Consider the following 22,381-nt stretch of genomic DNA (forward strand, 5'->3'; position numbering starts at 1 on the left):
GGAGTGCCTTTCACCTGCGTATCCGCCCGTCGGCCGTGGGATGCCGGGTGACCTGGACCACCCGGCCTACAGTCTCACCATGAGTGACGGGTTGTTTACGGAGATGGCCGGAGCGCTCGGCGACGTGAAGGTGCGCCGACCCCGGATGCTGTCTCCCCTGCGGGAGCATCTGCGGGACACCATGTGGTTCGCGCCGACGGCCGGGCTCGTCGGGATCATGCTCCTGTGGTGGGTCGCGGCGGAGCTGGACGCGGAGATCGTCTCGGCGCTGCGGGACAGCGGCGACCACGACACGATCAAGGACCTCATGGGGGTCGCCGACGACGCCAAGGCGGTGATCAGCACCATCGGCAGCGCCATGATGACCTTCATCGGTGTCGTCTTCAGCATCTCGCTGGTGGCCGTGCAGATGGCCAGCGGGCAGTTCAGCCCGCGGGTGGTGCGGCTGTACGTACGGTCCCGCATCACCAAGATCACGCTCACCGTCTTCATGACGACGTTCCTCTTCTCGCTCCTGACGCTGACGTCGTTCGACAGCGAGCGGGATCCGGCACTGCTGACGAGCGTCCCGCTGATCGAGTCGGTGCTCGCGCTGCTGATGGTGCTGCTGAGCCTGTTGCTGTTCGTGGCGTACGTGAACGGGACGGTCCGGATGATGCGGATCGGCTTCGTCATCGACCGGATCGCCCGGGAGTCGTTCCGGGTCGCCGTGAAGCAGCCCACGGAGCTGCCCGTGGACACGGAGCAGCTCGGACCCGAGACCGCCCGGATCACCCATCACGGCAGGGCGGGCGTCCTGCGGGACGTGAACATCGCGCGCGCCGTGCGGGCGGCCCGTCGCCAGGGGGCCGTACTGCGGCTGATCCCGCGGATCGGCGACTTCGTGGTGCCGGGAACGCCCGTCTTCACTGTGCACGGCGGGGCGGCGCCGTCGCGGCGCGCCCTGCGCTACACCGTGTCGGTGGGGGTGGAGCGGACCTTCCACCAGGATCTCGGGTTCGGCCTGCGCCAGCTGTCCGACATCGCGCTGCGCGCCCTGTCCCCCGCGGTGAACGATCCGACCACCGCCGTGCAGTCCCTGGACCGCATCGTGCAGTTCCTCGCGTCGATCGCCCCGTACCCGCTGGGGGCGCTCGGTCACCGTGATCGGCGCGGGGCGCTGCGGCTCGTGCAGTCGGTGCCGGACTGGACGGCGCTGGTGGATCTCGGGTTCGCCGAGATCCGGGGGTGCGCGGTCGGCAGCCCCCAGGTGACCCGGCGCATGCTGGCCGGGCTCGACGACCTGCTGCTGCTCGCCCCCGAGGAGCGCCGCGAGCCGCTCCTGCGGCACCGGGAGCTCCTCGCGCAGGCCGTGGAGCGCTCGGTGCCCGAGGCAGCGGACCGCTCGTTCGCCCTGCGGCCGGACCGGCAGGGCATCGGGTGACTCGGCGGGCGCGCCGGGCACCGGCCGGGGCATGGCCCGCCCCGACCGGTGCCCGCGCGTGCGTCACGCCACGAGGTGGCGGCTCGGGAAGTTCCCCGGTGGCCGCTCCCCCGCCGCGCCCCGGGTGACGGCGCGCACGAGCAGCTCGCCGCCGACGAACGCCCCGCGCCAGGACGCGCCGAAGCCGCCGAAGAGCTCCTCGCGGTCACCGCGCGAACGCGGTGTCCCACGGCCCACCTTGAAGGCGCGGATCTGCGGCGCGAGGCGTTCGTACGTCGCCGGGTCGTCGGTGGAGAGCGTGGCGACGAGCGCGCCGTTCGACGCGTTCATGGCGGCGAGCAGCTCCGCCTCCGTGTCGACCAGGACGATCGTGTCGACCGGGCCGAACGGCTCCGCGTGGTGCAGCGGTGAGGACGGCGGCGGGTTGAGGAGGGTGACGGGCTGGAGGTACGCGCTCGTGTCCTGGCCCGGCAGGAAACGGTCCGCCTCCCGCGCGCCGCGGTGGAGCGGCACGGCACCCCGGTCGACGGCCTCGGAGACCTGGTCGGCGAGCTCCTTGGCCTTGGCCGCGTTGATGAGGGGCCCGAAGTCGAGCGCGGGGAACGGGTCCTCGGGGTGGGCGACCGCGAGCGGATGCCCGACGCGTACGGTGCGGACCGCCGGGAGGTACGCGGCGAGGAACTCGTCGAAGAGGGCGCGCTGGACGACGAAGCGGGGGTACGCGGTGCAGCGCTGCTTGCCGTAGTCGAAGAGCCCCGGAACGAGCGCGGCGAACGCGTCCCAGTCGGTGTGGTTCCAGATACCCCAGGTGTTCAGTCCTTCCTGTTCGAGGATGTGCCGCTTGCCGAGGTCGGCGACGGCCGTGGCGACCGCCGCGCCCGTGTCGCGGCCGCCGACGAAGGAGACGCAGCCGATCTCGGGCGCGCGCACGAGCGCTTCGGACAGCTCGCCGCCGCTGCCGCTGACGAGGGTGAAGGGAAGCCCTTCGCGGGCGGCGAGGGCGCAGGCCAGGGTGAGGCAGGCGACGCCGCCGTCGGTCGGGGTCTTGGCGACGACCGCGTTCCCTGCCAATGCCTGTACCAGCATGGTGTGAACGAGCACGCTCATCGGATAGTTCCAGCTCGCGATGTTGGACACGGGACCGTCCAGCGGGGCCCTGCCCTCGACCATGGGTTCGATGCCGTCGACGTACCAGCGCACGCCGTCGACGGCCCGGCCGACGTCGGCCTGGGCGAGACGCCAGGGCTTGCCGATCTCCCAGACGAGGAGCAGCGCGAGCAACTCCCTGTGCCGGGCGAGGGAGTCGAGGGTGGCCGCGACGCGGGCGCGCCGCTCCGGCAGGGCGGTGTGCCGCCAGGCGCGGTGCTGGTCGAGCGCGGCGCGCACGGCCTGCCGTGCGGTGGCGGCGTCGAGGCGGGGCGGTCCCGCGATGGGGGTGCCGTCGACGGGGCTGGTGGCGGGCAGGGCGTGGCCGTCGGCCTGCCAGGTGCCGTGCCACAGGTTCAGGACGCGGTCGTCGCGGAAGGCCTCGGGCGCGGCGGCGAGGCAGCGTTGCCAGGCGTCGGCCCAGGCGGTGCCGGCCTTGAGGACGCGGGCGTCCGGGGCGGTGTTTCGGGGTGTCATCTGGTTGTCTCCGCTCGCGGTGGGCGGTCGGGGCGGGAGCAGGGGTCGTTTCCTCCGGAGCTCGGGGTCACTTCCCCTGGAGATCAGGGGTTGTTTCGCCGGACGGTCAGGGGTTGCTCACTTCGCCAGGAGGTCGAGCACGAGCCGCGCCGTCTCGGTGGGCGTCCTTCCCACGCGTACGCCGACGGCTTCCAGCGCGGCCCTCTTCGCCTGCGCGGTGCCCGACGAACCGGAGACGATCGCGCCCGCGTGGCCCATCGTCTTGCCCTCGGGGGCGGTGAACCCGGCGATGTAGGCCACGACGGGCTTGCTGACGGCCCTCTCGATGTACGCGGCCGCCCGTTCCTCCGCGTCGCCGCCGATCTCCCCGATGAGGACGACGAGTTCGGTGTCGGGGTCGTCCTCGAAGGCGGCGAGGCAGTCGATGTGCGTCGTGCCGACGACGGGGTCGCCCCCGATGCCCACGCATGTGGAGAAGCCGATGTCGCGCAGCTCGTACATGAGTTGGTAGGTGAGCGTGCCGGACTTCGAGACCAGGCCGATGCGTCCGGGCTTGGTGATGTCGGCGGGGATGATGCCCGCGTTGGACTGCCCGGGGGTCGTCAGGCCCGGGCAGTTGGGGCCGATGACACGGGTGCCGCGCTCTCTCGCGTACGAGAGGAACGCGACGGAGTCGTGGACGGGGACGCCCTCGGTGATGACGACGGCGAGTCCGATTCCGGCGTCGGCCGCCTCGGTCACGGCTGCCTTGGTGAAGGCGGGCGGCACGAAGACGACCGTGACGTCGGCGTCGGTGGCGTCCATGCCGTCGCGGACCGTGCCGAAGACGGGGACGGCTCGGTCGTCGAAGTCGACGGTGCGGCCGGCCTTGCGGGGGTTGACGCCGCCGACGACGTTCGTGCCCGCGGCGAGCATGCGTCGCGTGTGCCGCGTGCCGACCGCGCCCGTCATGCCCTGGACGAGGACCTTGCTCCCCTTGGTGAGGTGGATCGCCATGTCCCGGCTCCTTAGGGTGCGTCGGTCGCGTGGGCGGGGCGGGGTGTGTGGGGCGCATGAGGTGCGGGGTGGGCGCCGGCGAGTTCGGCGGCGCGGCGTGCGGCGCCGTCCATGGTCGTGGCCTGCTGGATCAGCGGGTGGGCGCGGCCGTCGAGGACGGCGCGGCCTCGGGCGGCGCTGTTCCCGTCGAGGCGGACCACCAGGGGTTTGGCCAACTGGACGGTCTCCAGAGCCCGGACGATGCCGTCGGCGACCGCGTCGCAGGCGGTGATGCCGCCGAAGACGTTCACGAGGACGGACCTGACGGAGGGGTCGGAGAGGACGACAGAGAGGCCGTCCGCCATGACCTCGGCGGAAGCGCCGCCTCCGATGTCGAGGAAGTTGGCGGGACGGGCGCCGCAGCCCGCGACGACGTCGAGCGTCGACATGACGAGTCCGGCGCCGTTGCCGATGACGCCGACCTCTCCGTCCAGCTTCACGTAGTGGAGGCCCTTGGCCGCGGCCACCGCCTCCAGGTCGTCGTCGTGGGTCTCGTGTTCGGCTCCCCAACGCTGCTGGCGGAAGCGGGCGTTGTCGTCGAGGGTGATCTTGCCGTCCAGGGCGAGGATCTCCCCCTGGGTGGTGCGGACGAGTGGATTGACCTCCACCAGGAGGGCGTCCTCACGGATCAGAACGCGCCAGAGTCGGACCAAGGTGTCGACCGTGTCGGCGGGGAGGCCCGCGGCGGCCGCGATGTCGGCGGCCTTCGCCCGCGTCACTCCTTCCTTCGGGTCGATCGCGAGACGGGCCACCGCCCCGGGGCGCCTCGCCGCGACCTCCTCGATCTCCGTGCCGCCCTCGGCCGAGGCGATCGCGAGGAAGCGACCCTCGGCGCGGTCCAGCACATAGGAGACGTAGAACTCGGCCTCTATGTCGACGGGTTGGGCGACCATGACCGTGCGCACGGTGTGGCCCTTGATGTCCATGCCGAGGATCTGCCGTGCCGTGATGTGTGCCGCCGCGGGATCCTCGGCCATCTTCACGCCGCCCGCCTTGCCGCGTCCCCCGGTCTTGACCTGGGCCTTGACGACGACGCGGCCGCCCAGGCGCTCGGCGGCCGCGCGTGCTTCCTCCGCCGTGTCGGCGACCTCGGCGCGCGGCACCAAGATGCCGTTTTCTTCGAAGAGTTGCCGTGCCTGGTGCTCGAAAAGGTCCATTCCGGCTCCTGACCGAAAGTGCCGCACGCCCCCTGGACACCACCCACCGGATGCGGGATAACAAGCTTCATACAGTATTCGTCGACTGTATGCAATCCACTGCGAGGGCGCCCCCGAGAGCGTGCGAGCGCACTCCAACTTCCCTACGAAGGGACAGGACTTCGCCATGCCCGACGACAACAGCCAGCAGCACATCTCCGGTGGACACCTGGTCGCCAAGGCGCTCAAGGCGGAAGGCGTGGAGGTCATCTACACCCTCTGCGGCGGCCACATCATCGACATCTATGACGGCTGCGTCGACGAGGGCATCGATGTCGTCGACGTACGCCACGAACAGGTCGCCGCCCACGCCGCCGACGGCTACGCCCGCATCACGGGCAAGCCCGGCTGTGCCGTGGTGACGGCGGGCCCCGGCACGACGGACGCCGTCACCGGGGTCGCCAACGCCTTTCGCGCGGAGTCCCCCATGCTGCTGATCGGCGGCCAAGGCGCCCACACCCAGCACAAGATGGGGTCGCTCCAGGACCTGCCGCACGTCGACATGATGACGCCCGTCACCAAGTTCGCCGCGACCGTGCCGGACACGGCCCGCGCGGCCGACATGGTGTCGATGGCGTTCCGCGAGTGCTACCACGGCGCCCCGGGCCCCTCCTTCCTGGAGATACCCCGTGACGTGCTGGACGCCAGGGTGCCGGCCGACAAGGCCCGCGTCCCCGAGGCCGGGCGCTACCGCGCGTCGACCCGCTCGGCCGGCGACCCCGAGGCCGTCGAGAGGCTCGCCGACCTCCTCGTGCACGCCGAGAAGCCCGCCATCCTGCTCGGCGGCCAGGTGTGGACGACCCGTGGCACCGAGTCCGCCGTCGAACTCGTCCGCACCCTCGACGTGCCCGCCTACATGAACGGCGCGGGGCGCGGCACCCTGCCGCCCGGAGACCCGCACCACTTCCAGCTCTCGCGGCGCTACGCCTTCTCCAACGCCGACCTCATCGTCATCGTGGGCACGCCCTTCGACTTCCGCATGGGCTACGGCAAGCGGCTCTCGCCGGACGCCACCGTCGTCCAGATCGACCTCGACTACCGCACCGTCGGCAAGAACAGGGACATCGACCTCGGCATCGTCGGCGACGCCGGGCTGATCCTGAGGTCGGTCACCGAGGCCGCATCGGGGCGCGTCAACGGAGGCGCGTCCAAGCGCAAGGAGTGGCTCGACGAACTGCGCGCCGCCGAGCAGACGGCCGTCGAGAAGCGCCTGCCGAGCCTCAGGTCCGACGCCTCGCCCATCCATCCGTACCGTCTGGTGAGCGAGATCAACGACTTCCTCACAGAAGACTCGATCTACATCGGCGACGGCGGCGACATCGTCACCTTCTCCGGGCAGGTCGTCCAGCCCAAGTCGCCCGGCCACTGGTTGGATCCCGGCCCCCTCGGCACGCTCGGCGTCGGCATCCCCTTCGTGCTCGCCGCCAAACAGGCCCGCCCCGACAAGGAAGTGGTGGCCCTCTTCGGAGACGGCGCCTTCAGCCTCACCGGCTGGGACTTCGAGACCCTGGTGCGCTACGACCTGCCCTTCGTCGGGATCGTCGGCAACAACTCCTCGATGAACCAGATCCGTTACGGCCAGAAGGCCAAGTACGGGCAGGAGCGCGAGCGGGTCGGCAACACCCTCGGCGACGTCCATTACGACAAGTTCGCGCAGATGCTCGGCGGTCACGGCGAGGAGGTCCGCGACCCCGCCGACATCGGCCCCGCGCTGCGCCGCGCCCGCGAGTCCGGCAAGCCCTCCCTGATCAACGTATGGGTCGATCCGGACGCGTACGCCCCCGGAACCATGAACCAGACCATGTACAAGTGAGGAGCCCTGACAGCCATGACCAAGGCTCTTGAAGGCATTCGTGTCCTCGACATGACGCACGTCCAGTCCGGCCCCTCGGCCACCCAGCTGCTCGCCTGGCTCGGCGCCGACGTGGTGAAGCTGGAGGCACCCACCGGAGACATCACGCGCAAGCAGCTGCGCGACCTCCCCGACGTCGACTCGCTGTACTTCACGATGCTCAACTGCAACAAGCGGAGCATCACCCTCAACACCAAGACCGAACGCGGCAAGGAGCTCCTGACCGAGCTGATCCGGCGCTCGGACGTGATGGTGGAGAACTTCGGTCCTGGCGCCGTGGACCGCATGGGCTTCACCTGGGACCGCATCCAGGAGATCAACCCGCGCATCGTCTACGCCTCGATCAAGGGCTTCGGAGAGGGCCCGTACACCAACTTCAAGGCCTACGAAGTGGTCGCCCAGGCCATGGGCGGTTCCATGTCGACGACCGGCTTCGAGGACGGCCCCCCGCTCGCCACCGGCGCCCAGATCGGTGACTCCGGAACGGGCATCCACGCCGTCGCGGGCATTCTCGCCGCCCTCTTCCAGAGGGAGAACACCGGTCGCGGGCAGCGCGTGAACGTGGCGATGCAGCACGCCGTACTGAACCTGTGCCGGGTCAAGCTGCGCGACCAGCAGCGCCTGGCGCACGGCCCGCTCGCGGAGTACCCCAACGAGGACTTCGGGGACGAGGTACCGCGCTCGGGCAACGCGTCGGGCGGCGGGCAGCCCGGGTGGGCCGTCAAGTGCGCGCCGGGCGGGCCCAACGACTACGTGTACGTCATCGTGCAGCCCGTGGGCTGGCAGCCGCTCACCGAACTCATCGGGCGACCGGAGCTGGCCGACGATCCCGACTGGGCCACTCCGGAGGCACGGCTGCCCAAGCTCGGCAAGATGTTCCAGCTGATCGAGGAGTGGTCCTCCACGCTGCCCAAGTGGGACGTCCTGGAGCGGCTCAACGCCCACAACATCCCCTGCGGTCCGATCCTCTCCACCAGGGAGATCATCGAGGACGCCTCCCTGGTCGCCAACGAGATGGTCGTCGAGGTCACCCACCCCGAGCGCGGTTCGTTCACCACCGTCGGCTCCCCGCTGAAGCTCTCCGACTCCCCCGTGGACGTGGTCAGTTCACCGCTGCTCGGCGAGCACAACGAAGAGGTGTTCATCGGCGAGCTCGGCCTCGGCGACGAGGAACTGCGCCTGCTCAAGTCGGACGGAGTGATCTGAGTGATGGCCGATGACCGCCTGCTGAGGGTGCGCGCCCTCCTCGACTCGGTGCGCGCCGAGGGGCGCACGTCGCTGACCGCGCCCGAGGGAAAGGTGATCGCGGACGCCTACGGAATCGCCGTGCCCGGCGAGGAGCTCGCGACCGACGTCGACGAGGCCGTGGCGCACGCCGCGCGCTTCGACGGACCCGTGGTCATGAAGATCGTCTCCCCGGACATCCTGCACAAGACCGACGCGGGGGGCGTGGTGGTGGGCGTGACGGGCTCCGCCGACGTGCGCGCGGCCTTCCATCGGATCGTCGAGAACGCCCGCGCGTACGCCCCCGAGGCCCGTATCGACGGCGTGCAGGTGCAGGAGCTGCTGCCGGGCGGGCCCGCGGCCCAGGAGGTCATCGTGGGGGCGGTGACCGATCCGACGTTCGGGAAGGTCGTCGCCTTCGGACTCGGCGGTGTCCTGGTGGAGGTCCTCAAGGACGTCACGTTCCGCCTGGCACCCGTCGACTCCGACGAGGCCGCCTCCATGCTGGACTCCATCAGGGCGGCGGAGGTGCTGCGCGGAGTGCGCGGCGCGGAGCCGGTGGACCGGTCGGCGGTCGCCGAGCAGATCCGCCGCGTCTCCCAACTGGTCACCGACTTCCCCGAGATCGCGGAGGTGGATCTCAACCCGGTGATCGCCACCCCTCAGGGAGCGGTCGCGGCGGACATCCGGATCATCCTCTCCGAAGAGGCCCCCAAGGCACGGCGCAGCTACACGCGCGCGCAGATGCTCGCTTCGATGCGCCGGCTGATGCGGCCCCGCTCCGTCGCCGTCATCGGCGCCTCCAACGAGCCGGGCAAGATCGGCAACTCGGTGATGCGCAACCTCATCGACGGCGGCTTCTCCGGAGAGATCCATCCGGTGAACCCCAAGGCCGATGACATCGTGGGCCGCAAGGCGTACAAGAGTGTCACGGACGTTCCCGGTGAGGTGGATGTGGCGGTCTTCGCGATCCCCGCCGCGTTCGTGGCGTCGGCCCTGGAGGAGGTGGGGCGCAAGGGCATCCCCAATGCCGTCCTGATCCCCTCCGGGTTCGCCGAGACAGGCGAACACGCCCTCCAGGAAGAGGTCGTGGCGATCGGCGAGCGCTACGGGGTGCGTCTTCTCGGGCCCAACATCTACGGCTACTACTCGACGTGGCAGGACCTGTGCGCCACGTTCTGCACCCCGTACGACGTGAAGGGCGGGGTCGCCCTGACGAGTCAGTCGGGCGGCATCGGCATGGCGATCCTCGGCTTCGCACGCACCACGAAGACGGGTGTCTCGGCGATCGTCGGGCTCGGCAACAAGGCGGACCTCGACGAGGACGACCTGCTGACGTGGTTCGGCGAGGACCCCCACACCCAGTGCATCGCCATGCACTTGGAGGACCTCAAGGACGGCCGCGCGTTCGTCGAGGCCGCGCGGGCGACGGTCCCCAGGAAACCGGTCGTGGTCCTGAAGGCGGGACGCACGGCGGCGGGCGCGAAGGCCGCGGGATCACACACGGGCGCGCTGGCGGGCGACGACGCCGTGTACGACGACATCCTGAAGCAGGCGGGCGTCATCCGGGCCCCCGGTCTGAACGACATGCTCGAGTACGCGCGCGCGTTGCCGGTCCTGCCCACCCCCAAGGGCGACGACATCGTCATCATCACGGGGGCGGGCGGCTCGGGCGTGCTGCTCTCCGACGCCGTGACCGACAACGGCCTGCGGCTGATGGACATCCCCGAGGACCTGGACGCGGCCTTCAAGGCGTTCATCCCGCCCTTCGGGGCCGCGGGCAACCCCGTCGACATCACGGGCGGCGAGCCGCCCTCCACGTACGAGGCGACGATCAGGCTCGGCCTGGAGGACCCCCGCGTCCACGCGCTCGTCCTCGGCTACTGGCACACCATCGTCACCCCGCCCATGGTCTTCGCCGAACTCACGGCCCGCGTCGTCGCGGAGTTCCGCGAGCGCGGCATCGAGAAGCCCGTGGTGGCCTCCCTCGCGGGCGACGTCGAGGTGGAGGAGGCCTGCCAGTACCTCTTCGAGCGGGGCGTCGTGGCGTACCCCTACACGACCGAGAAGCCGGTCGCCGCACTCGGGGCCAAGTACCGCTGGGCGCGTGCGGCCGGACAGTTGGGGGGCGGTCGATGAGGTGACCGGTGCGGTCCTGCCGGCGGTGCGCGCCGGCCGGACCCGGGACCCGTGCGCACACGAAAGGGACAGGACAGGGGGCGCTGGCCGGGATCTTTCCGACGCAAGGGGTGCTGAGCGACATGACGACCACCGACATACCCACAGCCGTCCCGTACCGGGAGGTGAGGGACGCCAACGGCCGGACGTACCGGGTCGGCGAGACCGACATCGACATCATGGGCCGCAAACGCAAGTGGATGGTCATCCTGCCGTGGGTGGGCATGATGGGCATCAGCTCGGCCGAGTACGCGTTCGCCTCCGCCGAGGACACGCTGCACACCGCGCACCACTGGAGCAGCCTGCACATCTTCTGGATGCTCGGTGTCTGGGTGTTCTTCCAGGCCGCGGTGGCCTTTCCCGCGGGCAAACTCCGCGAGAGCGGAAAACTGCCCGCCCGCTGGGCGATGATGCTCGGTGCGCTCGGCACCTTCTTGGGCTATCTGTCACTGGCTTTCGCGCCGCACGTGATCGTCGCGTACATCGGTTTCGGCATGTTCAGCGGCATGGGCGCCGGAATGGTCTACGCGACCTGCGTCAACATGGTCGGCAAGTGGTATCCGGAGCGGAAGGGCGGAAAGACCGGATTCGTCAACGGCGGATTCGCCTATGGCTCGGTTCCTTTCGTGTTCCTCTTCACCGGCTACATGGACCTCACGAATTTCCGGTGGGTCCTGGTCTCCGTCGGTGTCCTGCTCGCGGTGGTGGTCGCCGCGGCGGGCCATTTCTTCCAGGACCCGCCGAAGAACTGGTGGCCCGCCGACGTCGACCCGCTGCGCCCGCCGGACGACCCACGGGCCCGTCGCGCACTGCGGATGAACCCGCCCGCCGTACGGCAGTACACCCCGAAGGAGGCCTGGCAGACCGGCCGCGTCGCGCTCATGTGGTTCTGCCTGCTGTGCACGTCGGGCGTGAACATCTTCGGCATCGCATTCCAGGTGGACATCGGCGAGGAGGCCGGATTCGCCGGCGGAATCGTCGCCACGGCCATGTCGCTCAAAGCCATCGTGAACGGCACGGGCCGCGGCGTCATCGGCTGGCTCTCGGACCGCTACGGACGGAAGCGCTGCCTGATCTTCGTCTGCGTCGTCCTCGGCCTCGCGCAGTACGGAATTCTCTGGTCCGCGAACATCAAGAGCCTTCCGCTCTTCCTGATCTTCTCCAGCGTCTCCGGGTTCGGTGGCGGTGCCATCTTCCCGATGTTCGCGGCCATGACGGCGGACTACTTCGGCGAGAACAACAACGCCTCCAACTACGGCCTGGTCTACAGCTCCAAGCTGGTCTCCGGGCTCCTCGGCTCCGGCATGGGCGCCGTGGTGGTGAGCCACTGGGGCCACACCGGGGCCTTCACCCTGGCCGGCTCGATCTCCCTGTTCGCAGGGTTCGTCGCACTCTTCCTGTCGCAACCCGGCAGGCCGAAATCCAAGGACATCAGCCCCAACCCGCAACCCCTCGGTGAGGAGATGGCTTGACATGACGGCGGAGCCCATCGCCGGACAGCACGCGCCGGTCGACCCCGACACGACGTACAGAGAAGTCGTGGACGCGCGCGGCCGCGTCTACCGCATCGGCGAGAGCGACCGGGAGATCCTCGGCCGACCACGCTGGACGATGGTGGCGCTGCCCTGGGCGGCCATGCTCGCCATCAGCGTCTTCGAGTACGCCTACGGAGCGGCCGAGGACACCCTGTCCGCCGCCCACCACTGGACGTCGTCGAACACATTCTGGGTGCTCAGCGTCTGGATCTTCTTCCAGGCCGCCGTCTCCTTCCCCGCGGGCAAGCTGCGCGAGAAGGGCATCCTGAGCAGCAGGGCGGCGATGCTGACCGGTTCGGTCCTGTCCCTGCTCGGCTTCGTCAGCCTCAGCCACGCGTCGAGCGTGGCGATGGCCATGGCCGGCTTCGGCCTCCTCGGGGGCGTCGGCTCCGGGCTGATCTACTCGACCTGCGTCAACATGGTCGGCAAGTGGTATCCGGAACGGCGCGGCGGCAAGACGGGTTTCGTCAACGGCGCCTTCGCCTACGGAGCGGTGCCGTTCATCTTCCTGTTCTCGTACGGCTTCGACACGTCCAACTACCGGACCGTGCTGGACCTCGTCGGTTTCTACGTGCTCGCGGTGACCCTGGTGGCGGGCCTGTACTTCAAGGATCCGCCGAAGAACTGGTGGCCGGCCGACGTGGATCCGCTGCGGCTCGACGGTGACACCCGCACGGCGACGGCCCTGGCCAAGAACCCGCCCGCGGCACGGCAGTTCACCCCTGGGGAGGCCCTGCGCACCGGGGTGATCCCGTTGATGTGGGTGTGCATGCTCTGCTGCGCGGGCGTGTCGATCTTCGGGATCTCCTTCCAGGTGCCGTTCGCGAAGGAGATGGGCTTCGGTCCACTCATCGCGGCGTCGTCGATGGGCGTGATGTCGGTGATCAACGGCACGGGGCGCGGCGTGGTGGGCTGGCTCTCCGACCGGCTCGGCAGGCGGCACACCCTGACGTACGTGTGTCTGGTGCTCGCGGTGGGGCAGTTCGGAGTGCTGTGGGCGGGCGAGATCGGCCATCAGCCGCTCTTCCTCGTCTTCGCGTTCCTGTCCGGCTTCGCGGGCGGCGCGTTCTACCCCCTGTTTGCCGCGCTGGTGCCCGACTACTTCGGAGAGAACAACAACGCCTCCAACTACGGCATGGTCTACAGCGCCAAGCTGGTCTCCGGGCTGTTCGGCGGCGGCCTGGGCGCGATGGTCGTGAACTCCTGGGGCTACGTCGGCGCCTACACGACCGCCGGGGTGGTGTCGTTGCTCGCCGCGGGCCTCTCCTTGCTGCTGCGCCAGCCGACAGCGCCACGCGCGCGTGACGCTCTCGTCTGACCTCGGCGCCTGCGCTCGCCGACGGGGCCCTTCCGCCGCCGGGCGGGAGGGCCCCATCGGTGTCCTCGCGCGGTCAGTCGCCGCAGCGGCCGCCGCGCAGCGAGTGCAGGTGCTCGCTGGACTTGCGGGCGAAGGCGTAGGACTCGACGGGGTTGTCGTGCTCGGTCTGCCAGTGGTGGTAGCGCCGCCCCTGGTGGGTGCGGGCGGTCACCTTCGACAGGAACCTCTTGTAATCGATGTCGCCGTCCCCGACGTCCGTCATGCGGTAGCCGTCGCGCGTCGTCTCGTCGCGGACGCCGTCCTTGACGTGGAACAGCGGGTAACGGTGGGGCCGCTTGAGTACGTAGTCGAGCGGATCGAAGGGGGCGGGCCTGCCGTCGGGCCGCTTGCCGAAGCGGAACTGGGCGCAGTAGGCCCAGTAGATGTCCATCTCCAGGTACACGAAGTCGGGGTCGGTCTCGGCGAGCAGCACATCGTAGAGGCGGACGTTCGGCTTGTCGGTGGCGAAGGAGAACTCCTCGGCGTGGTTGTGCTGGTAGAACTTCATGCCGCGTTGGCGGGCTGCCTCGCCATAGGTGTTGAAGTCCTCCGCCGCGCGCTTCCACGCGTCGACGGTCGTGCCGTAGCGGAAGGGCCCTGACGCGGTGCCGATGTGCTTGAGGCCGAGGGCCTCGGCGTCGTCGAGGACCTTGGTGAGGTTCTGCGCGAACGTGTACGCGCCCGGGTTGTTGTCGTCGTAGTAGCCGACGTGGGAGCCGATGGGGTGGAGTCCGTGGTCGCGGGCGAGCGCCTTGAGCTGGGCGAGGGTGATGGCGCCCGCCGAGCCCTGGGTGTATCCGGCGAACTCGATCTCGTCGTATCCGTACTTCTCCAACTCGGCGAAGACAGGGGCGAATCCGACGGTGGAGACCTTGTCGCGGAGGCTGTAGAGCTGGATGCCGAGCCGGCCGGGCGGCAGGACGGGGCGGCCGTGGCCCTTGCCCGCGGCCGCGGCGGAGGCAGCGGCCCGGGTGGAGGCGGTGGCCGGGGTGGCCGCGCCGATGAGCGCCGCGGCGGCGGCACCGGCGGCCACGCCGAGCGCGCCGCGTCTGCTGAGTCTGTGGGCGAGTTCGGGGTCGGCGGAGGCGGGCTTGGGGCTCATGCGGTCTCCCGGGGTCACATCAGGGATGGGTTCGAATACGGGATCAGGGATCACTCGGGGTCGGGCCCTGATGGCAGGGCCCGCGTCATCTGGTTCAGTGGAGATCACGCGGGATTTCAGACCGGATTCGGGTCAGACCGGATTCAGACCAGTCCCGCGAGGTGGAGCAGGAGCGATTTCACTTCGGTGGCCGCGACACGGCCGCTGACGGCGCGGGGGGTGGAGCACAGGATGAGCGGACCTTCGTTCTCGCTCGCGGGAAGGCGGCCATGGCTGCCGCGAATAGGTGACGGGTCCAGCGGAACGACCGCCATGCGGTAGCGCATGCCGAGCTTCTTGCGGGCCAGCGCGCCCGCGGCCTTGACGCGGACGTAGGGGTCCTGCGGGTCCATGAAGAGCTCGACGGGGTCGTAGCCGGGTTTGCGGTGGATCTCGACGAGCTGCGCGAAGTCGGGCGCGCGGTCGTCGTCGAGCCAGTAGTAGTACGTGAACCAGGCGTCCGGCTCCGCGACGGCGACGAGTTCACCGGAGCGCGGGTGGTCCAGGTGGTGGGCCTTCTTGCCCTCGTCGTCGAGGAGTTGCTCGACGCCGGGCAGATCGCTCAGGGCGGCGCGGGTGGCGTCCAGGTCTTCGGGGCGGCGGACGTAGACGTGGGCGATCTGGTGGTCGGCGACGGCGAAGGCGCGGGAGGCCATCGGGTCGAGGTACTCCATGCCGTCCTGGGTGTGCACCTCCAGCAGGCCCGCGCGGCGCAGGGCGCGGTTGATGTCGACGGGCCGGTTCGCGCGGGTGATGCCGTACTCGGAGAGGGCGACGACGGTTCGGCCTTCCGCTTTGGCGTCGTCGAGGAGGGGCGCGACGGTCGCGTCGAGGTCGGCGGCCGCCTGAAAGGAGCGCGGGTCGTCGGGGCCGAAGCGCTGCAGGTCGTAGTCGAGGTGGGGGAGGTAGCACAGGGCCAGGTCGGGGCGGCGGGTGTCGATGATGTGGCGGGTCGCGTCCACGATCCAGCGGCTGGAGACGATGTCGGCGCCGGGCCCCCAGAAGTGGAAGAGGGGGAACGTGCCCAGTTTGTCGGTGAGTTCGTCGTGCAGCGAAGGGGGGCGGGTGTAGCAGTCGGGTTCTTTGCGGCCGTCGGCGTAGTAGACGGGGCGCGGGGTGACGGTGATGTCGGTGTCGGCGCCCATGGCGTACCACCAGCAGATGTTGGCGACGGTGTAGCCGGGGTGCGCGCGGCGTGCGGCGTCCCACAGCTTGTCGCCGGCGACGAGACCGTTGTGCTGACGCCACAGGAGTACGTCGCCGAGTTCGCGGAAGTACCAGCCGTTGCCGACGATGCCGTGCTCGGCGGGTGTCGTGCCGGTGAGGAACGTGGACTGGGCGGCGCAGGTGACGGCGGGCAGGACGGTCCCGAGCGGGGCGCGGGAGCCGGACTGGCCGAGGGCTTTGAGGTGCGGCATGTGATCGAGGAGGCGCGGGGTGAGGCCGACGACGTCCAGGACGAGGAGAGGGGTGGGACCGCCACCGGTCGGGGTCATGGGAGCTCCTTCAGACCGAGGTCCGTCAACAGGTCGCGGGCGAGGGCGAGTTCCGCGGCGATGCCCTCGGCGAGCTGGGGGCGACCGCGCGGGCGCAGCTCGGGCGGCAGGGCCTGCCAGGTGTAGGTCTCGACCTCGAGATGACGGGTGAGGGGGACGGGAGCGCCGACGAGGCGGGCCAGGGCGTCCTGGAGCACGGGGAGCGTGGAGGTGAGCGGCGCGGCGGGGGCCGCGTGCAGGGGGACGTGGAAGTGGGCGCGCCAGGGGGCCGTGTCGGGCAGGGCGTGGGCGGTGAGGGCCTCGCCGAGGTCGTCGGTGCCGCGCAGTCCGGCGGCGGTCAGGGTGCGGGTCTGGTGGAGGAAGCGGGGCTCGTCGAAGGCGGCGAGGGCCTCGCGGACCTCGGGGAGGCGGGGGTGTTCGGCGTGCAGGGCGGCGGAGAGCTGCGACTTGACGACAGGGATGCCCGCGGCGGCGAGGGCGTCGAGGGCGGTCTTCGGATCTTCGAAGGAGGTGGCGAGGTGACAGGTGTCGACGCAGACACCGACGCGGTCGTGACCGACCGCGGTGAGCGGACCGATCGCGTCGGCGGTCGTCTCTACGGTGCAGCCCGGTTCCGGTTCGAGGCCGATACGGATCGAGCGGCCGGTCAGTTCGGCGAGGGCGTCGAGGCGCCCGGCAAGCGCGGTCAGGGCCGTGCGGGAGGTCTCGGCGCGGGCGGCGTCGAAGGGGGTGCGCCAGGCGAGCGGAAGGGTGGAGATGGTGCCTTCGGTGACGTCGTCCGGGAGCAGGGCGGCGAGCAGCCTGGCCAGGTCGGTGGTGTGGGTGAGCCGCTCCGGATCCGTCCAGTCCGGCTTGTACACGCGGTACTTGACCTGTTCGGCGCCGAAGCCCTCATAAGGGAAGCCGTTGAGGGTGACGACCTCCAGGCCCCGCCGGTCGAGTTCGGTGCGCAGGCCGCGCAGCGCGGCGGGGTCGGTGACCAGGGCCTGGGCGGCGCCCCTGGCGAGCCACAGGCCGATGCCGAGGCGGTCGCGGCCGAGCCGTCTGCGCACGGGCTCGCAGTGCTCGCGGAGTTGGGCGAGGACACCGTCGAGGGTCTCGGCCGGGTGGACGTTCGTGCAGTACGCGAGGTGGACGGTGGAGCCGTCGGGGTGCCGGAAGCGCATGGTTCACGCACCGCCGCGCAGGATGGAGTTGCCCTCGTGGCTGGCTCCCGGCTCCTGGACGTCGAGGGCGAGGCGGCCGCTGAGCGAGTAGAAGGCGACGGGGTTGCGCCACAGCACCAGGTCGACGTCGTCCTCGCCGAACCCGTCGGCCAGCATCGCGTCGGCCACCTTGCGGGTCTTGAGAGGGTCGCTCTTTCCCCAGTCGGCGGCCGAGTTGACCAGGACCTTCTCGGGGCCGACGTCCCGCAGGATCGCGATCATCCGCTCCTCGTCCATCTTGGTGTCGGGATAGACGGAGAAGCCGAGCCAACAGCCGCTGTCCTTGGCCTCCTTGACGGTGGTCTCGTTGAGGTGGTCGATCAGGACGCGGTCCAGGGGCAGCGCGGACTCGCGCACGACGTCGATCGTGCGGCGCAGCCCGGCGAGCTTGTCGCGGTGGGGGGTGTGCACCAGAGCGGGCAGTTCGTGGTCGGCGGCCAGCTGCAGCTGGGTGGCGAGCGCGGCGTCCTCGGCCGGTGTCATGGAGTCGTAGCCGATCTCGCCGACGGCGACGACGTTGTCCTTGACGAGATAGCGGGGGAGTTCGTCGAGGACGGGGGTGCAGCGGGGGTCGTTCGCCTCCTTGGGGTTGAGGGCGATCGTGCAGTGGTGGGCGATGCCGTACTGGGCGGCGCGGAAGGGTTCCCAGCCGAGGAGGGAGTCAAAGTAGTCGTAGAACGAGGCCGGCGAGGTGCGGGGCTGGCCGAGCCAGAAGGCGGGCTCCACGACCGCGCGGACCCCCGCCGCATACATCGCCCGGTAGTCGTCGGTGGTGCGGGAGGTCATGTGGATGTGGGGATCGAAGATACGCATCAGGACTCCTGCTTCTCGCCGGTGGAAGGTGCCGCGGGGCCGGAGGCGGGCCCGGGGGCGGTCAGGGCCAGGGCGCGGTGCAGGTCGCCGGGGACGGTGCGGCCCGCCGCGGAGCGTTCGCTCGCGTAGTCGCCAAGCATGCGGGCGAGTTCGGCGTCGCCGCGGGCCCGCCTCGCCAGGTCGGCGACGGCGTCCACGGGGACGCCGGTGAACAGGCACTTGAGGACGGCGTGCCGCCAGTCGTGCGGGGCGAGGTGCGCGGCGGCGTACGGGCCGACGGCCGCTGCGACGAGCCGGGTGTCGTTGGTGCGCAGGGCGTCCTCGACCAGGGGCAGGGCTTCGGGCCCCGGCACCAGGTGGGGCAGGGCGTGCAGGACGGCCCGGCGCTCGGCGGCGGTGCCCTGGGCGTAGACACGGGCCAGGGTGTCCGGGGTGGCGTGCGCGGCGTGCAGGAGCAGGACGCGGGCGGGGTCGGCGTACTCGGGGCCGCAGCGGCGTCCGGCCTCGGCGAACCTCACCTCCCAGGTGGGGACCGGGCCCCGGCCCTCGGGCTCCGGCCGGCCGCCGTGGGCCGCGGCCTCGGCGGTGGCCTGGTCGAGCCAGGCCCGCGCGGCGCCGCCGAGCTCCGCTGCGAGGTGGGTGCGGAGGGCGGCGATTCCGGGGGTGTCGGTCACGGGGTTCCTCCTTCGGCGAGGGCGGCTTGCGGGGCCGCGGTGGTGTGCGGCGTCGCGGAGGCCTGCGGCTTCGCGGTGGCTCGCGGGGCCGCGACGGCTTCGGCTGCCTCAGCCGTTTCGGCAACCTCAGCCGCTTGGGCACCGGCAGCACCGGCGGCATCGGCGGCGCTGTGCAGGAAGTCGATGGAGTGTGCGGCGAGTTGGGGGCCCGCGTGGGAGTGGCGGGGCAGTTCGACGACGGTCAGCCCTTGGTAGCCGGTGGCGGCGAGGGCTTCGAGTACGGGTGGGAAGTCGATCTCCCCGTCCCCGAACGGCAGGTGTTCATGGACGCCGCGGCGCATGTCCTCGATCTGGACGTGCCTGAGCCAGGGCGCGGCGGCGCGTACGCAGTCGGTGGGAGGGAGCGGTTCGAGGCACTGGCAGTGACCGATGTCGAGGGTGAGGCCGAGGAGCCCGGGGTCGGGGTCGCCGAGGACCTCACGGAGGCGGTGGAAGTCGGCGAGGGAGGAGAGCAGATGGTCGGGTTCGGGTTCGACGGCGAGCGGTACCCCGGCGCCGGAAGCGGCGTCGAGGACGGGGCCGAGCGCGTCGGCCAGGCGCCGCCAGGCGATGTCGTCCGGGGTGTCCGGCGGGGTGATGCCGCTGAAGCAGTGCACGGCGTGGGCGCCCAGGTCGGTGGCGACCTGGACGGCGCGGATCAGCAGACGGACACGGTCGGCCCGCCGGGCCGGGTCGGGATCGAGGAGGGAGGGGCCGTGCTTGCGGCGCGGGTCGAGCACATAGCGGGCGCCCGTTTCGACGGTGGCGGTCAGGCCCAGGTCGGCGAGTCTGCGCGCCACGTGGCGGGTGCGGGCGGCGAGGTCGTGGGCGAGGGGGTCGAGGTGCATGTGGTCGAGGGTCAGGCCGACGCCCGCATAGCCGAGGTCGGCGAGGAGGCCGAGGGCGTCGTCGAGGCGGAGGTCGGTGAGGCCGTTGGTGCCGTACCCGAAGCGGAGTCCGCCGTGCGGGGGGCGGTGGGCCCGGGGCGCTGTGCGGCTCATGTGACGCTCACCTTCCGTGCGAACTTCCGGGCAGCGGGTGCGAGGGCGGCCGTCAGCAGGGCGGTGCCCACCGCGCCGGCGCGGGCGGCGAGCGCGGCCTGCAGCGGGATCATGGCGCGGATGCCGCCGCCGACGGCGCGTTGCATGAGGGGGGGTGAGGGGTTCAGGGCGGCGTGGAAGAGGGGCTTGGCCGCGGTGCCGACGTAGGCGAGGGCGAGCGCGCCGCGGAGGGCCTGTCGGCCGGAGGCCTGGTTCGATCCGGCGTCGGAGGCCCTCCCCAAACCCCGCCTCCCGCCCACCACTTGACCCAGCACGGTCGTCGCCGCCAGCGCGGTCAGCGGGGTGGTGGAGGAGCCGCCCTGGGCCTCGTGACGGGAGACGGCGGTGACGGCGAGGGTGTGGGCGGCGAGGATCCCGGCGGAGGGGGCGGCAGCCTTGGCGCTCGGGCGGTGGGGCGGGCGGTGGCTCGGACCACGGGTCGGGCGGTGGCCAGGGCGGTGACTCGGGCCATCGTTCGGGGCACGGTTCAGGCCTCGGCTCCGACCGCCACCACCGCTGCCACCGCCACGGTCGACGCCGCCGGTCCGACCACCCGCGCCACGGTTCACGCCGCCGCTCCGACCACCGCCCCGCCCCACCGTGGCGGTCGCGCCCAGGAGCAGGTCGAGGCCGCGGGCCGCGGCCATGGCTGCCGGTCCTGCCGGAGTGTGCTTCACGCCGAGGTCGTAGGCCCACACCGTCCCGGCGAGGGCACCCGCCACCGCGAGGGAGGAGCGGCCCGCGGCGGAGGCCAGGGTCAGGCCCGCGGCCGTGAGGGCGGCGGCTGCGGCGAGGGCCGCGGGTGGGGTGATGCGGCCGGAGGGCAGGGGCCGCTCGGGGCGCTCGACGGCGTCCTCGGCACGGTCCGCCCAGTCGTTGAGAGCCATGCCGGCCTCGTACAGGCAGAGGGAGGATCCGATGGCAAGGAAGGTGCGGTGGTTGGGGCGCAGTCCGGTCGCCGCCGCCCCGGTGAGCGCGTCGCCCGGGACGGTGAACAGGGCGGGGACCCGCAGCAGTTCGGCCCAGTCGCGCGCGACGCTCATATGCCCTCCCCTGCCGGGACCGGGCCCAAGTCCGAGAACACACCCGAACCCACATCCGTATCCGCATCCACACGCACATCCGCACCCGCACCCGCACCCGCACCCGCACCCAGGCTCCCCCCTGAGCCCCCCAACACCCCTGCGAACCCCACCAGTTCCGCGAACTGCTCCCCCAGCGCGGACGGCGCGTCCCCCACCGGGTCCTTGAAGTAGAAGGCGAGGGCGGGCAGCGGGCCGGTGAGGCCTCGGGTGTGGGCGCGGGAGGTGAGGCGGGCGAGGTCCAGGATCAAGGGGGCCGCGAGGGCCGAGTCGCAGCCCTGCCAGGTGGTCTGCAGGACCATCCGCGTGCCGAGGAAACCGTCGAAGGCGATGTGGTCCCAGGCCGTCTTCCAGTCGCCGAGGGACGGCACGTCGTCGATGTGGACCTCGCCCTCGGGGGCGGAGCCCAGCGTGTCGGCGAGGACGCGTTCCTTGCCGGCGTTCTTCGCGGCGGCCGCGGCCGGGTCGGCGAGGGCCGCTCCGTCGCCGCCGCCCAGGAGGTTCGTGCCCGACCAGGACCGCACGGCGAGCGCCCGCTGCGCGAACATCGGGCCGAGCACCGAGCGGAGCAGCGTCTGGCCGGTCTTGCCGTCACGGCCCGCGGAGGGCAGGCCGCAGGAGAGGGCGGCGTCGGCGAGGCGGGGGTGGTGCAGGCCCGCGGAGGGGGTGAAGTTCACGTACGGGCAGCCGGCCCGCAGCGCGGCGGCCGCGTAGAGCGAGCTGGCGGGCAGCCGCGGGTCGCCGTTTGCGGGCAGGGGCTCCGTCGAGGCGACGTTCACGACCACCGCGTGGGCGAGGCCCCGGCGGCGTACGAAGTCGCGCAGGTCGGCGGTGAAGGCGTCGATCAGTTCCTCGTCGCTGCGGGAGTCGCCCGGCAGCGGTCCGCCCGGGCGGATCTCCGCGTCCGCCGCGGCGAGTTCGGCGCCCACCGCCGAGGGCAGGCCGTGCGGCAGGACGCCGCCGGAGGCGAGTTCCTCGGCCCGTTTGGGCAGGGGGCAGTTGACGGTGTCGTGGCCACCGAAGACGAGCGACGACAACGTCGGCAGCCCGCTGCCCGTGAAGGGAGGTGTCTCGGTCACCATGCCGGTGGGCGGCCGCAGTCCCGCCGCGACCGCCGCGCACCCGGCGACGGCCGTGGTCGCGACCGAACCGCGCGCCCCGATCAGCCAGACCCCGACGAGTGGCGTCCCGGCGGAAGGGGCGGAAGGGGCGGAAGTAGGGGACGAAGTAGCGAGCGCGGATGTGGACACGGCTGCCTCCTGCCTTGGCTCTTGGACACACGTGCGGGTGAACGACACGGACGCACACCCACCCGAGCCGCGCAGGTGCACGACGATCCGTGCAGGCGCACGGCGATCCGTGCAGATGCACGACGGTCCGTGCAGGTGCACGGCGATCCGTGCTGGTGCACGCGGACGCACGCCCGCGCGAGACCCGGAGGCCGCACGCGGATGTGCGAACGCGCCGA

Annotated in this window: 17 protein-coding genes; 6 read left to right on the forward strand and 11 right to left on the reverse strand. The window is 71.3% G+C overall.

Annotated features, from left to right (window positions below):
• Positions 1 to 79 precede the first annotated feature (79 nt).
• Positions 80 to 1,423: a DUF2254 domain-containing protein gene (locus ACZ4D5_RS08625; RefSeq protein ID WP_467771619.1), complete on the forward strand. Its 1,344-nt coding sequence runs from the start codon at positions 80 to 82 to the stop codon at positions 1,421 to 1,423.
• Positions 1,424 to 1,486: 63 nt separating this feature from the next.
• On the opposite strand, the gene ACZ4D5_RS08630 is transcribed toward ACZ4D5_RS08625, so the two are convergent.
• From ACZ4D5_RS08630 to sucC, 3 genes are all read right to left on the reverse strand, one after another.
• Positions 1,487 to 3,046 (reverse strand): aldehyde dehydrogenase family protein, encoded by a 1,560-nt coding sequence (locus ACZ4D5_RS08630; RefSeq protein WP_467771620.1) that lies wholly within the window; start codon positions 3,044 to 3,046, stop codon positions 1,487 to 1,489.
• Between the two features lie 117 nt (positions 3,047 to 3,163).
• Positions 3,164 to 4,042, reverse strand: a complete 879-nt coding sequence (sucD, locus tag ACZ4D5_RS08635; RefSeq protein ID WP_467771621.1) for a succinate--CoA ligase subunit alpha — start codon at positions 4,040 to 4,042, stop codon at positions 3,164 to 3,166.
• A gap of 11 nt (positions 4,043 to 4,053) precedes the next feature.
• Positions 4,054 to 5,238, reverse strand: a complete 1,185-nt coding sequence (gene sucC, locus ACZ4D5_RS08640; protein ID WP_467771622.1) for an ADP-forming succinate--CoA ligase subunit beta — start codon at positions 5,236 to 5,238, stop codon at positions 4,054 to 4,056.
• Positions 5,239 to 5,404: 166 nt separating this feature from the next.
• Here sucC and ACZ4D5_RS08645 point away from each other — a divergent pair, with 166 nt between their 5' ends.
• The 5 genes from ACZ4D5_RS08645 (at position 5,405) to ACZ4D5_RS08665 (ending at position 13,384) form a co-directional block, all read left to right on the forward strand.
• Positions 5,405 to 7,090, forward strand: a complete 1,686-nt coding sequence (locus ACZ4D5_RS08645) for a thiamine pyrophosphate-binding protein (protein WP_467771623.1) — start codon at positions 5,405 to 5,407, stop codon at positions 7,088 to 7,090.
• A gap of 15 nt (positions 7,091 to 7,105) precedes the next feature.
• On the forward strand, positions 7,106 to 8,335 hold the full coding sequence (gene frc, locus ACZ4D5_RS08650; protein WP_467771624.1) for a formyl-CoA transferase: 1,230 nt from the start codon (positions 7,106 to 7,108) through the stop codon (positions 8,333 to 8,335).
• Between the two features lie 3 nt (positions 8,336 to 8,338).
• The gene (locus ACZ4D5_RS08655; protein ID WP_467771625.1) at positions 8,339 to 10,492 is read left to right on the forward strand and encodes an acetate--CoA ligase family protein; all 2,154 of its coding nucleotides are present in this window, start codon (positions 8,339 to 8,341) and stop codon (positions 10,490 to 10,492) included.
• A gap of 122 nt (positions 10,493 to 10,614) precedes the next feature.
• Positions 10,615 to 12,003, forward strand: a complete 1,389-nt coding sequence (locus ACZ4D5_RS08660; protein ID WP_467771626.1) for an OFA family MFS transporter — start codon at positions 10,615 to 10,617, stop codon at positions 12,001 to 12,003.
• A gap of 1 nt (position 12,004) precedes the next feature.
• Positions 12,005 to 13,384: an OFA family MFS transporter gene (locus tag ACZ4D5_RS08665; RefSeq protein WP_467771627.1), complete on the forward strand. Its 1,380-nt coding sequence runs from the start codon at positions 12,005 to 12,007 to the stop codon at positions 13,382 to 13,384.
• 73 nt (positions 13,385 to 13,457) lie between these two features.
• Here ACZ4D5_RS08665 and ACZ4D5_RS08670 read toward each other — a convergent pair whose 3' ends face one another.
• The 8 genes from ACZ4D5_RS08670 to ACZ4D5_RS08705 form a co-directional block, all read right to left on the reverse strand.
• Complete coding sequence (locus ACZ4D5_RS08670) at positions 13,458 to 14,525, reverse strand: sugar phosphate isomerase/epimerase family protein (protein ID WP_467771628.1); 1,068 nt, start codon at positions 14,523 to 14,525, stop codon at positions 13,458 to 13,460.
• A gap of 143 nt (positions 14,526 to 14,668) precedes the next feature.
• Positions 14,669 to 16,060: a nucleotide pyrophosphatase/phosphodiesterase family protein gene (locus tag ACZ4D5_RS08675; RefSeq protein WP_467771629.1), complete on the reverse strand. Its 1,392-nt coding sequence runs from the start codon at positions 16,058 to 16,060 to the stop codon at positions 14,669 to 14,671.
• Entirely contained in the window at positions 16,057 to 17,226 is a 1,170-nt protein-coding gene (gene eboE / locus ACZ4D5_RS08680) for a metabolite traffic protein EboE (protein ID WP_467771630.1), read from the reverse strand. Before eboE ends, ACZ4D5_RS08675 begins: the two co-directional genes overlap by 4 nt.
• Before the next feature lie 3 nt (positions 17,227 to 17,229).
• Positions 17,230 to 18,078, reverse strand: a complete 849-nt coding sequence (locus ACZ4D5_RS08685; protein WP_467771631.1) for a TatD family hydrolase — start codon at positions 18,076 to 18,078, stop codon at positions 17,230 to 17,232.
• Positions 18,078 to 18,752, reverse strand: a complete 675-nt coding sequence (locus ACZ4D5_RS08690; RefSeq protein ID WP_467771632.1) for an EboA domain-containing protein — start codon at positions 18,750 to 18,752, stop codon at positions 18,078 to 18,080. Before ACZ4D5_RS08690 ends, ACZ4D5_RS08685 begins: the two co-directional genes overlap by 1 nt.
• Complete coding sequence (locus ACZ4D5_RS08695) at positions 18,749 to 19,792, reverse strand: sugar phosphate isomerase/epimerase family protein (protein WP_467771633.1); 1,044 nt, start codon at positions 19,790 to 19,792, stop codon at positions 18,749 to 18,751. Before ACZ4D5_RS08695 ends, ACZ4D5_RS08690 begins: the two co-directional genes overlap by 4 nt.
• The gene (locus ACZ4D5_RS08700) at positions 19,789 to 20,874 is read right to left on the reverse strand and encodes an SCO3242 family prenyltransferase (protein WP_467771634.1); all 1,086 of its coding nucleotides are present in this window, start codon (positions 20,872 to 20,874) and stop codon (positions 19,789 to 19,791) included. Before ACZ4D5_RS08700 ends, ACZ4D5_RS08695 begins: the two co-directional genes overlap by 4 nt.
• Positions 20,871 to 22,163, reverse strand: coding sequence for an inositol-3-phosphate synthase (locus ACZ4D5_RS08705; RefSeq protein ID WP_467771635.1), 1,293 nt, complete (start codon positions 22,161 to 22,163; stop codon positions 20,871 to 20,873). Before ACZ4D5_RS08705 ends, ACZ4D5_RS08700 begins: the two co-directional genes overlap by 4 nt.
• Between the last annotated feature and the right edge of the window lie 218 nt (positions 22,164 to 22,381).

Source organism: Streptomyces sp. NPDC025651 (assembly GCF_055558735.1).

Bases quoted from the DNA above. Each gene is read 5' to 3' on its own strand.
- ACZ4D5_RS08625 (WP_467771619.1), top strand. From the start codon at position 80: ATGAGTGACGGGTTGTTTACGGAGATGGCCGGAGCGCTCGGCGACGTG.
- ACZ4D5_RS08630 (WP_467771620.1), bottom strand. From the start codon at position 3,046: ATGACACCCCGAAACACCGCCCCGGACGCCCGCGTCCTCAAGGCCGGC.
- sucD (WP_467771621.1), bottom strand. From the start codon at position 4,042: ATGGCGATCCACCTCACCAAGGGGAGCAAGGTCCTCGTCCAGGGCATG.
- sucC (WP_467771622.1), bottom strand. From the start codon at position 5,238: ATGGACCTTTTCGAGCACCAGGCACGGCAACTCTTCGAAGAAAACGGC.
- ACZ4D5_RS08645 (WP_467771623.1), top strand. From the start codon at position 5,405: ATGCCCGACGACAACAGCCAGCAGCACATCTCCGGTGGACACCTGGTC.
- frc (WP_467771624.1), top strand. From the start codon at position 7,106: ATGACCAAGGCTCTTGAAGGCATTCGTGTCCTCGACATGACGCACGTC.
- ACZ4D5_RS08655 (WP_467771625.1), top strand. From the start codon at position 8,339: ATGGCCGATGACCGCCTGCTGAGGGTGCGCGCCCTCCTCGACTCGGTG.
- ACZ4D5_RS08660 (WP_467771626.1), top strand. From the start codon at position 10,615: ATGACGACCACCGACATACCCACAGCCGTCCCGTACCGGGAGGTGAGG.
- ACZ4D5_RS08665 (WP_467771627.1), top strand. From the start codon at position 12,005: ATGACGGCGGAGCCCATCGCCGGACAGCACGCGCCGGTCGACCCCGAC.
- ACZ4D5_RS08670 (WP_467771628.1), bottom strand. From the start codon at position 14,525: ATGAGCCCCAAGCCCGCCTCCGCCGACCCCGAACTCGCCCACAGACTC.
- ACZ4D5_RS08675 (WP_467771629.1), bottom strand. From the start codon at position 16,060: ATGACCCCGACCGGTGGCGGTCCCACCCCTCTCCTCGTCCTGGACGTC.
- eboE (WP_467771630.1), bottom strand. From the start codon at position 17,226: ATGCGCTTCCGGCACCCCGACGGCTCCACCGTCCACCTCGCGTACTGC.
- ACZ4D5_RS08685 (WP_467771631.1), bottom strand. From the start codon at position 18,078: ATGCGTATCTTCGATCCCCACATCCACATGACCTCCCGCACCACCGAC.
- ACZ4D5_RS08695 (WP_467771633.1), bottom strand. From the start codon at position 19,792: ATGAGCCGCACAGCGCCCCGGGCCCACCGCCCCCCGCACGGCGGACTC.
- ACZ4D5_RS08700 (WP_467771634.1), bottom strand. From the start codon at position 20,874: ATGAGCGTCGCGCGCGACTGGGCCGAACTGCTGCGGGTCCCCGCCCTG.